This window comes from Streptosporangium sp. NPDC020072, assembly GCF_040631445.1.
In the GTDB taxonomy this organism is placed as follows: Bacteria; Actinomycetota; Actinomycetes; order Streptosporangiales; family Streptosporangiaceae; genus Streptosporangium.
The window spans coordinates 403,969-416,285 of sequence record NZ_JBEYAB010000009.1 but is presented as its reverse complement, the minus strand read 5'-3'; the positions used below and the strand labels follow the sequence as shown (position 1 = coordinate 416,285).

Annotated in this window: 9 protein-coding genes; 6 read left to right on the top strand and 3 right to left on the bottom strand. The window is 69.0% G+C overall.

Translation table 11 applies throughout. The annotated features are described in order from the left end of the window. The first annotated feature begins 452 nt into the window (after positions 1–452). Positions 453–2,531, top strand: a complete 2,079-nt coding sequence (locus ABZ470_RS24040) for a S9 family peptidase (RefSeq protein WP_352015211.1) — start codon at positions 453–455, stop codon at positions 2,529–2,531. Beyond that, complete coding sequence (mgrA, locus tag ABZ470_RS24035) at positions 2,528–3,556, top strand: L-glyceraldehyde 3-phosphate reductase (protein WP_352015212.1); 1,029 nt, start codon at positions 2,528–2,530, stop codon at positions 3,554–3,556. The genes ABZ470_RS24040 and mgrA overlap by 4 nt, the downstream gene beginning before the upstream one ends. 4 nt (positions 3,557–3,560) lie before the next feature. On the opposite strand, the gene ABZ470_RS24030 is transcribed toward mgrA, so the two are convergent. Then, positions 3,561–5,987 (bottom strand): lysylphosphatidylglycerol synthase transmembrane domain-containing protein, encoded by a 2,427-nt coding sequence (locus tag ABZ470_RS24030; RefSeq protein ID WP_352015213.1) that lies wholly within the window; start codon positions 5,985–5,987, stop codon positions 3,561–3,563. A 73-nt stretch (positions 5,988–6,060) separates the two neighbouring features. On the opposite strand from ABZ470_RS24030, the gene ABZ470_RS24025 reads away from it, so the two are divergent. The 4 genes from ABZ470_RS24025 to ABZ470_RS24010 all read left to right on the top strand — a co-directional run bounded on the left by ABZ470_RS24025 (position 6,061) and on the right by ABZ470_RS24010 (position 11,266). Continuing rightward, positions 6,061–6,498, top strand: coding sequence for an RpiB/LacA/LacB family sugar-phosphate isomerase (locus ABZ470_RS24025; RefSeq protein WP_352015214.1), 438 nt, complete (start codon positions 6,061–6,063; stop codon positions 6,496–6,498). Between the two features lie 343 nt (positions 6,499–6,841). Then, positions 6,842–8,401: a M28 family peptidase gene (locus ABZ470_RS24020; protein WP_362913957.1), complete on the top strand. Its 1,560-nt coding sequence runs from the start codon at positions 6,842–6,844 to the stop codon at positions 8,399–8,401. Positions 8,402–8,461: 60 nt separating this feature from the next. Then, the gene (locus ABZ470_RS24015; RefSeq protein WP_362913955.1) at positions 8,462–10,492 is read left to right on the top strand and encodes a molybdopterin oxidoreductase family protein; all 2,031 of its coding nucleotides are present in this window, start codon (positions 8,462–8,464) and stop codon (positions 10,490–10,492) included. 48 nt (positions 10,493–10,540) lie between these two features. Then, positions 10,541–11,266, top strand: a complete 726-nt coding sequence (locus ABZ470_RS24010) for a helix-turn-helix transcriptional regulator (RefSeq protein ID WP_352015217.1) — start codon at positions 10,541–10,543, stop codon at positions 11,264–11,266. A 20-nt stretch (positions 11,267–11,286) separates the two neighbouring features. On the opposite strand, the gene ABZ470_RS24005 is transcribed toward ABZ470_RS24010, so the two are convergent. Then, complete coding sequence (locus ABZ470_RS24005; protein ID WP_352015218.1) at positions 11,287–11,748, bottom strand: GNAT family N-acetyltransferase; 462 nt, start codon at positions 11,746–11,748, stop codon at positions 11,287–11,289. Between the two features lie 129 nt (positions 11,749–11,877). After that, complete coding sequence (locus ABZ470_RS24000; protein ID WP_352015219.1) at positions 11,878–12,171, bottom strand: hypothetical protein; 294 nt, start codon at positions 12,169–12,171, stop codon at positions 11,878–11,880. Between the last annotated feature and the right edge of the window lie 146 nt (positions 12,172–12,317).

Sequence of the window (12,317 nt, the reverse complement as noted above, 5' to 3'; positions counted from 1 at the left end):
TTGAGTTCTCAAGAAACGGACGCGTTCACCGTCCCCCCGAACCGTTTTACCGGCCGGAATTCCGGGGCGTTTCGTTTCGTTCATTTCGTTGTGTCCTTATTCTTTCAGACCCGCTTTTTCGTGTCAAACCGATCCGACCGGATCGCATTTTCTTCGATAAAGCCTGTCCGAGGAATTTCAGACCACCCCGTCTCCGGAGCAACCCTTCAAACTTACCAGCACCTGAGTGGCTCTGCGAATCGACGCGAACCGATCATTGGAACCGTTGGTTTGAGGGGGTTGTCAGCGGACACAGAACAAGCCACACCGGATCACCGGAGTGAGTGGAGTGGTTTGCGCCGAACCTTGCCGACGCCAGAACATTAGCAGTCCCCGCAGACCGCTCGGGACGTAACGACGAACCCCGTGGCTTGATCCGGGACGTCTGGCACGGAAAACATAGACTCGACGGGGTGAGCAGCCAGACACCGCCTACGGCGAAGAAGGTTCCCAGCGAGCGCGTGCACCACGGGGACACCGTGGTCGACGACTACGCGTGGCTGACGGTCAAGGACGACCCCGAGACGATCGCCTACCTCGAAGCGGAGAACGCCTACACCCGGCAGGCGACCGCCCATCTCGAAGGGCTCCAGGAAACGATCTTCCAGGAGATCAAGGGCCGGACGCTGGAGACGGACCTGTCCGTCCCCACCAGGAAGAAGGGCTGGTGGTACTACTCCAGGACGGAGGAGGGCAAGCAGTACGGCATCCAGTGCCGGGTCGCCGCGGACGGCGACGCTCCTCCCGAGCTGAAGGCGGGCGAGGCGCTGCCCGGTGAGCAGGTCCTGCTCGACGGCAACGAGCTGGCCGGCGACAGCGACTTCTTCTCCCTCGGCGCCAGTTCGGTCAGTCCCGACGGGACCCTGCTGGCCTATTCGGTCAACTTCACCGGCGACGAGCGGTTCACCCTGCGGGTGAAGGACCTCACCACGGGCGAACTCCTCGACGACGAGGTCAGCGGCATCTTCTACGGCGGTGCCTGGTCCGCGGACGGCAGGGCCTTCTTCTACACGACCGTCGACGACGCCTGGCGACCCAACCAGATCCACCGGCACATGATCGGCACCTCGACCGAGGAGGACGTGCTCGTCCACCAGGAGGACGACGAGCGGTTCTGGATCGGCGTCGGCCTGACCCGCAGCGAGCGCTACCTCGTGCTCTCGGCGGGAAGCAAGATCACCAGCGAGGTCCACATCCTGGAGGCCGACAACCCGACCGGTGAGTTCCGGCTCGTCAGAGCCAGGGAGACCGGTGTCGAGTACGGCCTCGACCACGCGGGGGACCACTTCCTGATCCTGCACAACCAGAACGCGGAGAACTTCGAGCTGGCCACCGCGCCGATCGACTCCCCCGCTGACTGGACCCCGTTGATCGAGCACCGCGCCGACACCCGGCTGCTGAACGTCGAGGCCTTCCAGGGATACACGGTCGTGCACCTGCGCCGTGACGGGCTGACCGGCATCCGCGTCCTGCCCGAGGGGGCGGAGCCGTACGAGATCTCCTTCCCTGAGCCGATCTACGACGTGGCGCCCTCGGGGAATCCGGAGTTCGTCACCGAGCGGTTGCGGCTCGGCTACACCAGCATGATCACTCCGCCCTCGGTCTACGACTACGACCTGCGGGCGCGTGAGCTGATCCTGCTGAAGCGCAAGACCGTGCTCGGTGGGTACGACCCGGCCGACTACGAGCAGTTCCGTGAGTGGGCGACCGCCGAGGACGGCACCCGCGTCCCCATCTCGATCGTGGCCAGGAAGGGCGTCGAGCGGCCCGCTCCGACCGTGCTGTACGGCTACGGCAGCTACGAGATCTCGATCGACCCGTCGTTCTCCGTTGCCAGGCTCAGCCTGCTGGACAGGGGGTTCGTCTTCGCCGTCGCGCACATCAGGGGCGGCGGCGAGATGGGCCGTCACTGGTACGAGGACGGCAAGTTCCAGCGGAAGAAGAACACCTTCACCGACTTCGTCGCCGCCGCCAAGCACCTCGCCGCGGAGAACTGGTCGAGCGCGATCATCGCCAGGGGCGGTTCCGCCGGCGGGCTGCTCATGGGCGCGATCGCCAACCTGTCGCCGGAGACGTTCGCGGGTGTGGTGGCCGAGGTGCCGTTCGTGGACGCGTTGAACACGATCCTCGACCCGTCGTTGCCGCTGACCATCATCGAGTGGGACGAGTGGGGAGACCCGCTGCACAACGCCGAGGTGTACGAGTACATGAAGTCGTACACCCCGTACGAGAACGTGAGCGGCCAGATCTATCCTCCGATTCTCGCGATCACCAGTCTCAACGACACCCGCGTCTACTACCACGAGCCCGCCAAGTGGGTCGCGCGGCTCCGCGAGGTGGGCAGGGGCGGTCCCTTCCTGCTGAAGACGGAGATGGAGGCCGGGCACGGCGGTCGCAGCGGCAGGTACGACTCCTGGCGGGAGGAGGCCTTCGTCCTGGCCTGGATCCTCGACACCGCCAAGGTCGAGGGCACCGCCAGGGTCGAGCGATGACCTACGTGGCCGACGCGGATCGGTACGACGGGCGGCAGCCGTACAACAGGGTGGGCAGGAGCGGGTTGAGGCTGCCCGCGGTGTCGCTGGGGCTCTGGCACAACTTCGGCGACGACAAGTCGTTCGGGACCCAGCGGGCCATCCTGCGGCGGGCGTTCGACCTGGGGGTGACCCACTTCGACCTGGCCAACAACTACGGCCCGCCGTACGGCGCCGCGGAGACCAACTTCGGCAGGCATCTCAGGGAGGACTTCTCTGGATACCGGGACGAGATGGTCATCTCCACCAAGGCCGGGTACGACATGTGGCCCGGCCCCTACGGCGAGTGGGGGTCGCGGAAGTATCTGCTGTCCAGCCTGGACAGGTCGCTGGAGCGGATGGGACTCGACTACGTCGACATCTTCTACAGCCACAGGTTCGACCCGGAGACTCCTCTTGAGGAGACGATGGGCGCGCTCGACCAGGCGGTCAGGTCCGGCAGGGCACTGTACGCCGGCATCTCGTCCTACTCCCCCGAGCAGACCGAACGGGCGGCGCGGATCCTGCGGGAGATGGGCACCCCGCTGCTGATCCACCAGCCGTCGTACTCGATGCTCAACCGGTGGATCGAGGACGGGCTGCTCGACGTCCTTGAGCAGGAGGGGGTCGGCTGCATCGCGTTCTCCCCGCTGGCTCAGGGCATGTTGACCGACCGCTATCTCGGCGGTGTCCCCGAGGGGTCGCGTGCCTCGCAGCGGCGTTTCCTCACCCCGGAGATGCTGACCGAGGAGACCATGCGACGTGTCCGCACGTTGCACGAGATCGCGGCCTCGCGCGGTCAGTCCCTGGCGCAGATGGCCCTGGCGTGGGCGCTGCGCGACCGGCGTGTCACCTCGGTGCTGGTCGGCGCGAGCAGCGTCAGGCAGCTTGAGGACAACGTGCGGGCGGTGGAGAACCTGTCGTTCACCGAGCAGGAGCTCGCGGCGATCGACGGGCACGCGGTCGAGTCGGGAGTCAACCGCTGGGCCCGTTCCAGCGAGACCTGAGAGGTCACAGGGCCTCGTGTCGCTGCAGGTAGGTGAACGAGGCCCACCCGGGAAGCACGGGCAGCCAGAACGTCAGCAGCCTGAACAGCAGCACGGCCGAGGTCGCGACCTCGCCGGGCAGGCCGGAGAGGGTCAGGCCGACGGACAGGGAGGCCTCGACGGCGCCGAGTCCTCCGGGGGTCGGCGCCGCCGAGCCGATGGCGTTGCCCGCGAGGAAGACGATGGCCACGGCCGCGAAGTCGAGTGATCCACCGAAGGCCCGCACCGAGGCGTCGAGACAGGCCACGAAGAAGATCGTCAGTAGCAGGGTGCCCGAGCAGCCTTCGATGATCTTCCGGGGGGACTGGAGCACGTCCAGCAGGCGGGGGATGACCCCGGAGAACAGGGCGCGCAGCCGTACGGTGATCAGCCTGCGCAGGCGGGGGACGCTCACGATGAACAGGACCGCGACCGCGATGGCGAGCAGGACGAACACCAACGTGCGCGACGGGGTGAACGACGTGGCGGCGCTCGACCCGGTGATGTAGGCGAACAGCAGCAGCAGTGTGATGTGCGAGGCCAGGCCGATGAGCTGGGAGGCTCCGACGCTGGCGACGGCCTGGCCCGGGGGGATGCCGCGCTTTTGCAGGTAGCGGGTGTTGATGGCGACGCCGCTCACCGCCGCCGGGGCGACCAGCTTCACGAAGGAGCCCGCGAACTGCACCAGCACCGTACGGCCGAGCGGCAGCCGTTCCGGCACGAAGCCCCGCAGCATCAGCGCGGCGGCGACGTAGCTCATCATCGCCGCGACGAAGGCGACCCCGGTCCAGCCCCACTTGGCGGAGGTGATCATGTTGAGGTTGATCTGCGTGAGGTAGTAGACCAGGAAGTAGGCGGCGAAGGCGCTGGCGATGATCGTGATGAGGGTTCTGGGGCGGAAGCGCTCCAGGCGGACCTCGTCGGCCTCGACCTGGGGTTCGAGGGCGACGATCCGTTCGCGGATCGCGGTCAGCAGCTCCTTGTTCTTGGTGAGCGCGGCCCTGGTCTCGCGGGTGAGCGCGATCCGTTGCAGCAGCGGCAGGGCGCCGGCCAGCACGTCGGGGCCCGCGACGGCCGCGCCCGCGGCGACGGCGCGGTCGGCTCCGACGCGGAGGCTGAGGTAGGTGAGCAGCTGGGCGATGTCGAGGCGGAGCAGGAGGTCTCCGGCGGCGATCTCGCCGCTGCGGGCGTCCATGAGGACGACTCTGCCCTCGTTGTCGACGTGGATGCTGTCGCCGGTCAGCCGCCGGTGGGCCAGCCGCTGGACCTGCAGGAGCAGGACCTGCTCCCAGATCTGGGCGAGCAGGTTGTCGTCGATCTCCTCGTCGGGGATGTCGTCGAGGGGCCGGGTCTCGATGTGCTCGTAGGCGAGCAACGCGGCCTCGGTGCCGATCTCGCTGGTGCCGACGAGCCTGGGGATGCTGGCGCCCGCGGCCTGGGCGGCGTAGGCCATCAGGGCCTCGCGTTCCAGCTCGGCGCGCAGGGAGCGGATGGCCCTGCGGCGGGTCTCGGTGTTGAGCCGGATGCGGCGCCAGATGCGGTAGAGCACCCCGGCGACCTGGCGGTCGCGGTCGAGGACGGTGACGTCGAGGCGGGTGCCGTCCTTGAGGCCGACGGCGTAGCGCCTGCTGCTCTGGTGGTCGTCGTCGAGGCGGTGCGCCCTGACGGGGGCGAAGCCGAGTTTGGCGAGGGTGGCCACGATCGTGCTGCCGGGCGGCCTGGTGTTGGGGCTGCCGATGCCGTACAGGGTGGCGTAGCCGACGGCGAGGCCGACCAGGATGGAGACGACGATGCCGAGGATGGTGGCCGCGGTCGCGGCGAAGAGCGCGACGGCGTTGAGCGCGACGGCGCTCCACAGGGCCGCCCGCCAGGTGGGTCTTCGGGAGATACGCACCGCGGTGACGTAGGCGATGACCGAGGTGAGCAGCGTGTTGAGCGGCTCGACTCCCTGCCTGCCCCCGGTCAGCAGGAGCCACAGGTCTTCCGGGCCCGCGCCGACGATCCACTCGCCGAGGGCGAAGGACAGGACCATGCCCGCGATGGCGGCGAAGAGCCCCTCCGCGACGCGCAGGCCGTCGCGGTGCAGGACGCGTTCGATGGCGTAGGCGGTCGGCACGCCCAGCATGGTGGCGCCGCTGAGCACGCCGACGAGGCCGCTGAGGAGGAAGGGCGCCCGGTTCGTCCCGTCGATGACGTCGCCTTCGAGGCCGTTGAGGGTCTTCTTCGCGACGAGGGCGAGCAGGACCACGGCCACGAGCCCCAGCAGGGTCGCCAGGAAGCGCAGCAGATCGGATGGTCTGCGGATGCGCTGCGGCAGGAGCGGTTCGACGACGAGCACGCCGGAATCGCGCTCCGTCTCGGGCTCTGTGCCTTCGACGGGCGCCGCTTCTTCGTGCTCTCTGATTTCCGTCACCGCCAGCGATTCTGCACGTTCCGCATTACAGGTGCGTCACCGATCTTCTCTTCCAGTGTCCACAATCGAAGGCATGCGTATCTCATTGGCCTCGGACAGTCTTGACGGGGTGGCTCCCATCCTGGTGTCGGAGATAGAGGCGAGAGGACACACGGTGATCGCGTACGGCGCCGTCGCCGAAGGCCCCTCGGACTGGGCGTGGTGTTGCTCACAGGCCGCGCGGGACGTCGTCTCCGGGGTGGCCGACCAGGCGATCGTGTGCTGCTGGACCGGCACGGGGGCGTCGATCGCGGCCAACAAGGTGCGCGGGGTGCGAGCCGCCCTGTGTGTGGACGCGGCGACGGCCGAGGGGGCCAGACGCTGGAACGACGCCAACGTGCTGGCGTTGAGTCTCAGGCTGACCTCGGCGCCGTTGCTGGGGGAGATCCTGGATGCCTGGTTCGCCGGGAGCGTCAGCCCGGAGGAGACCGATGTGGCGAACATCGCGTACCTATCCGAGATTGAGAATTGACCTGCTGGAATGCGGCGATGACGGCCGGGCCGGCACCGGCCTGAAAAGCTGATCATCATGCGTCGCAGCCCCGTTTTTCCTTCGCACCCGACCCTAGCCACTTCTGGCGACCGCGTGGCGCCATGGAAGGGTGCGAAGCGGATGGTCGTGGTGCGACGTGTCACGGCGCACGGCCGGGTGGCGTTACCCGGGTGACGTCGTGACCGCCGGGGACCACCCCGTCCGTCGATCTGACGAAGATTGTCAAATTTGGTTAATCCGGTTACCGGAGATCTTTTTTATTCGCCGCGATCACGGGGATTCCCCGCTCCGCTTCCGTCAACTCTCGTCAGAGGAGTTTCGCATGCGCGTACGCGCGTACCAGGGCCTGCTGGCCGCGATCACCACAGCCTCGGCCGTGACCCTGCCCGGCGCCCAGGCGACCGCCGTGACCTCACCGGCTCCCGAGGTCACCGTCGCGTCCGTCACGTCCGTCGGGTCGCCGCCCGTGAACGTGCTCTCCGTGAAGCGGCACCTGGAGGCGTTCCAGCGGATCGCCGCGGCCAACGGCGGCACCCGGGCCGCGGGAACCCGCGGATACGACGAGTCGGCCGACTACGTGGCGGGCAGGCTGCGGGCCGCGGGGTACAGGGTGACCGAGCAGGAGTTCGAGTTCCCGTTCTTCCGTGTCATCGGCACGCCCAAGCTCGCCCGGGTCTCCCCCGGGGCGAGGTCCTACGCGCCGCAGACCGACTTCGTCCCCATGGCGTACTCCGGCTCGGGGAACGTCACGGCCGCCGTGCAGCCCGTCGATCTGGTGCTGCCGCCGAGTGCGGCACCCGGTTCGACCTCCGGGTGCGAGGCCGCCGACTTCGCGGGGTTCGTCCGGGGCAACATCGCGTTGGTGCAGCGTGGCACGTGCGGCTTCCGGGTCAAGGCCGAGCTGGCGGAGGCCGCGGGCGCCTCCGGTGTGATCATCTTCAACGAGGGTCAGGCCGGTGAGGGGGCCGCCGACCGGCGGGGACCGCTGAACGGCTCGCTCGGCGACACGACCACACACGTCCCCGTCGTGGGCACCACCTTCGCCGTCGGCCAGGAGCTGGCCACGCCGGGGTCCCGGGCCACGCTCTCCGTCACCGCCGAGGGCGACCCGCACAGGAAGACCCGCAACGTGATAGCCGAGAGCCCCTGGGGCGACTCCCGCAGGGTCGTCATGCTGGGCGGCCACCTGGACAGCGTGCCGGCGGGACCCGGCGTCAACGACAACGGCTCGGGCAGCGCGGCCGTGCTGGAGACGGCCCTGCGGGCGGGCGGCACGCCGACCAGGAACAGGCTCAGGTTCGCCTTCTGGGGGGCGGAGGAGCTGGGGCTGCTCGGCTCCCAGCACTACGTGGCCGCGCTCTCCCCCGGGGAGAGGGCCAGGATCAGGCTGTACCTCAACTTCGACATGATCGCCTCGCCGAACTTCGTCTACGGCATCTACGACGGCGACGACTCCGACCACACGGGCGCCGGGGCCGGTCCCGCCGGATCGGGCGAGATCGAGAAGCTGTTCGAGACGTACTACGCCTCGGTCGGCCAGCCGTACAAGGGGACCGACTTCACCGGGCGGTCCGACTACGGGCCCTTCATCGCGGTCGGCATCCCGGCGGGCGGGTTGTTCACCGGCGCCGAGGGGATCAAGACCGCCGAGGAGGCCGCCACGTTCGGCGGTGAGGCGGGGGTCGCCTACGACCGGTGCTACCACCAGGCCTGCGACACCCTGGCCAACATCGACGACAGGGCGTTGGCGGTGAACAGCGGTGCCATCGCGACGGCCGCGGCCGTCTACGCCCGCAGCCAGATCCTGCCGGGCGGCACCGCCTCAGCGGCGCCGAGCAGGATGAACGTGGCCCCCGCGTGGCGGGACGCGGTGTCGCGGTGACGGGCTGACCTCAAGGGGGGTACGGCCGGCGAGCCGTACCCCCCTGGCTAGAGTCTGGGCATGGCAGTGGGTGAGCGGGGGGAGCTGCGTGTCCTGGGGGCCTGTCCGCTGGACTGCCCGGACACCTGTTCGTGGGTGGTGACCGTCAGGGACGGCAAGGCGGTCGGGATGCGCGGCAACCCGGAGCAGCCCTACACGCGCGGCGCGCTCTGTGTGAAGGTCAACCGCTATCTCGAACACGCCGGGGCCTCCGACCGCATCCTTTACCCCATGCGCCGGGTCGGCCCCAAGGGTTCGGGCCGTTTCGAGCGGATCAGCTGGGACGAGGCTCTCGACGAGATCTCCGTACGGCTGCGCGCGATCGTGGACGAGCACGGCGGCGAGGCGATCTGGCCCTACCTCGGCACCGGGACGCTCGGCCACATCCAGGGCTGTGAGGGGGTCGCGGGCCGCCGGTTCTGGAACGTCCTGGGCGCCTCCCGGCACTTCCTGAACATCTGCTCGACCGCGGGCAACGCCGGTCTACGGCTGACCAACGGCACCCCGGGCGGGATGGACCCCGAGACCTTCGCCCTGTCGCGGCTCATCCTGCTGTGGGGCACGAACACCCTCACCAGCGGCCACCATCTGTGGCGGTTCATCCAGGAGGCGAGGGCGGCCGGGGCGTACGTCGTGGCCATCGACCCGATCCGCACCAGGACCGCCGAACAGGCCGACCTCCACCTGCCGATCAGGCCGGGCACGGACGCCGCCCTGGCGCTCGGGCTGCTGAACGTGGTGTTGTCCGAGGGCGCGCAGGACGACGCCTTCCTGGCCGAGTACACCAACGGCTGGGAGGACTTCCGGGCGGAGATCCTGCGTCACCCGCCCGCCCTCGTCGCGGAGATCACCGGCCTGCCCGAGGCCGACATCCGCTCCCTCGGCGTACGGCTCGCGCACACCCGGCCGACCGGCATCAGGGCCACAATGGGCGTCCAGCGGCACGCGGGCGGCGGTACGGCGATGCGGACGATCGCGGCCATCCCGGCGGTGACGGGCGACTGGCGCCATCCCGGCGGCGGGGTCGCCTACTCGACCAGCGGCCACATCCACCTGAACATCGACACCCGTGACGACCTGCTGGCGGCGCCGGTCAGGCGGCTCACGATGACCAGGCTGGCCGACGGGCTCGACGAGTCGGTCAAGTGCCTGTGGGTCTACGCCGCCAACCCGGTCGGCTCGACCCCCGACCAGAACCGTGTCCGCGAGAGGCTGGCGCGTGAGGACCTGTTCACCGTCGTGATGGAGCAGTTCCCCACCGACACCGTCGACTACGCCGACATCGTGCTTCCGGCGACGATGCAGATCGAGCACACCGACCTGCACGCGGGATACGGACACATGTATCTCGTGTGGAACGAGCCCGCGGTCGAGCCGCCAGGCGAGTGCCTGTCGACGACGGAGACGTTCCGCCGCCTGGCCGGGCACATGGGGCTCACCGAACCGTCGCTGTACGACTCCGACCTCGAACTGGCCGAGCAGCTGCTCGCCTCCGGGCATCCCTCCCTCGACGGGATCACGGTCGACCGGCTGCGCAAGGAGGGCTGGGTCAGGCTCAACGTGCCCCGGCCGTTCGTCCCGTTCGCCGACGGCTTCCCCACGGCCTCGGGGAGGCTGGAGTTCGGTTCCGGTCCCGCCTACGTGCCGCCGCGTACGGCCTCGGCCGCGGGCGGTCCCTACCCGCTGGCCCTGGTCACGCCCGCGCCGCACACCTTCCTGAACACCACCTTCGGCAACAACCCCGAGCTGCTGCGCCGTTCGAAGGGGCCCCGGGTGGTGGTCAACCCCGAGGACGCCGCGTCCAGGGGGCTGCGCGACGGGCAGCGGGCCCGGGTGTTCAACGCGGTCGGCGGCTTCGAGGCCGTGGTCGAGATCAGCGACCGGGTACGGCCCGGCGTCGTGGCCTCGACGAAGGGGCACTGGCGCAAGCTGAGCCCGGGGGGTTCGACGGTCAACGCGGTGGTCGAGGAGTACGACGCCGACCTGGGCAGGGGGGCCGTCTATCATGACAATCTGGTCGAGGTGATGCCCGTTATGTCTGAGACGACATAGGTAAAGCTACGGTGCCGCATTAGGGGTGCCCCGTGAGATCCTTCCGCGGTGACCTCAACTCTCGGATACGCGATCCTCACAGCGCTGGCCCGCCGACCGAGGTCCGGATACGAGCTGGCCACCGCCATGGGACATCCGCTGGGATGTTTCTGGACGGCCCGGCACAGCCAGATCCACCCTGAGCTGCAACGGCTGGTCGCGGCGGAACTGGTCACCTTCGAGCAGGTCCCGGGCCCCGGCCCGCAGCGCAAGAAGATCTACTCCATCACCCGGCTGGGGACGAGGGAGCTGCGCGAGTGGGTCATCGAGCCCCCGCAGTCCCGTCCCGAGCGTGACGAACTGCTGCTGAAGTCCTACGCCGCCTGGCTCGCCGACCCGGCCGAACTGATCAAGCTCTTCCAGATCCAGCTTGAGGAGCACGAACGGCGGCTGGCGACCTACGAGGACGAGCGCTCGGCCTTCTCCAGCGCGCCCGGCCGCGAGAGCCGCCGCTTCGGCGACTACGCCACCCTGTGGTACGGCATCAGCTACGAGAACCACCGCATCGCCTGGTGCCGCTGGATGATCGACCAGCTCCGCGCGCGTTCCGCGCGCACGTCACGCCTCCGCAAGACCCCGGCCCCGGCGGCTGTTTCGGTTGTCCCCGCTCCGCCGCCGGTGCCCTCGTTCGACGTGAGCCCGCGCTTCGGTGCGATCCCGCGCTTCGACATGGGCGCGGAGTTCGGGGTCGGCGCGCAGTTCGACGTGGGCGCGCAGTTCGGGGTGAGTCCGTGACCCGCTGTGGGTCCCGCCTCTCAGCTCAGCGCGAGCTTGTATCCCTCGTGTGAGGCGACGAAGCCGAGGGAGTCGTAGAAGCGGTGCGCGTCCTTGCGCGCCTTGTTCGTGGTGAGCTGGACCAGGGCGCACCCCCTGGCCCGGCCCCGCTCGACGGCCCAGCGCAGCATCTGCCCGCCCAGTCCTCTGCCGCGCAGGCCGGAGGCGATCCTGACGGCCTCGATCTGCATCCTGAGCGCTCCCCCACGGGAGATCCCCGGGATGTAGGTGAGCTGCATGGTGCCGACGACCTCGCCGTCCAGTTCGGCGACGATCAGCTCGTTGCCCGGGTCGGCGTCGATGGCCTCGAAGGCCGCCCGGTGGGCCTCGCCGTACTCGCCCTGTTGGGCGCCGGAGGTCGAGTCGTCGGCCAGCAGGGCCAGAACCGTCGGGACGTCCTCAAGGGTCGCGACGCGAAAGGTCAGATAAGGGTTCACCGGCATGCCGTGAGCCTACCGAGGCCCGGTCCTCAGGGGCCGGGCCTCGGCAGGCGTCAACACGGACATGCGGGCCTCGACGTGAGCGGCGTTCGAGTCGACGGCCCGACGTGGGCCAAGTGGCCGAGCGGGCTCTCAGCAGCCGGCCGAGCCGACGTACGTGACCGGCCAGTTGACCGTCGTCTTCGAGACCTGGCCGATGGCCACGCAGGGGCCGGTGATCAGGATGTTGCCGGTGTAGTGCTGGGCACGCACGACCACCAGGTGCCGGCCCGTGCCGGAGGTGCAGAGGCTGGACGCCCAGTTCGATCCCTGCTGCACGGTGCAGCCGGAGGGGGCGGCCATGGCCGAGGTGGGGGTGAGGGCCAGAACGCCCAGGCAGAGGGCGGCAGAACTGGCGAGGGTCACCGCGCGACGACGAAAGCTCACGACGAATCTCCTAGAAGGTGGGGGGCTAGGAAGCTTTCCTTTAGGAAAGTTTCCTAATTGAATCCTAAATCGGGACTTAGGGGCAGTCAACAAACGTTCAACATTCGCCGCGTCGCCCCGCCCGGCGGGTAGGGGACGGATCAGGG

What these genes read in the sequence shown, in the direction of transcription:
- ABZ470_RS24015 (WP_362913955.1), top strand. Translation starts at nt 8,462, where the DNA reads ATGGCAGTGGGTGAGCGGGGGGAGCTGCGTGTCCTGGGGGCCTGTCCG.
- ABZ470_RS24005 (WP_352015218.1), bottom strand. Translation starts at nt 11,748, where the DNA reads ATGCCGGTGAACCCTTATCTGACCTTTCGCGTCGCGACCCTTGAGGAC.
- ABZ470_RS24025 (WP_352015214.1), top strand. Translation starts at nt 6,061, where the DNA reads ATGCGTATCTCATTGGCCTCGGACAGTCTTGACGGGGTGGCTCCCATC.
- ABZ470_RS24020 (WP_362913957.1), top strand. Translation starts at nt 6,842, where the DNA reads ATGCGCGTACGCGCGTACCAGGGCCTGCTGGCCGCGATCACCACAGCC.
- mgrA (WP_352015212.1), top strand. Translation starts at nt 2,528, where the DNA reads ATGACCTACGTGGCCGACGCGGATCGGTACGACGGGCGGCAGCCGTAC.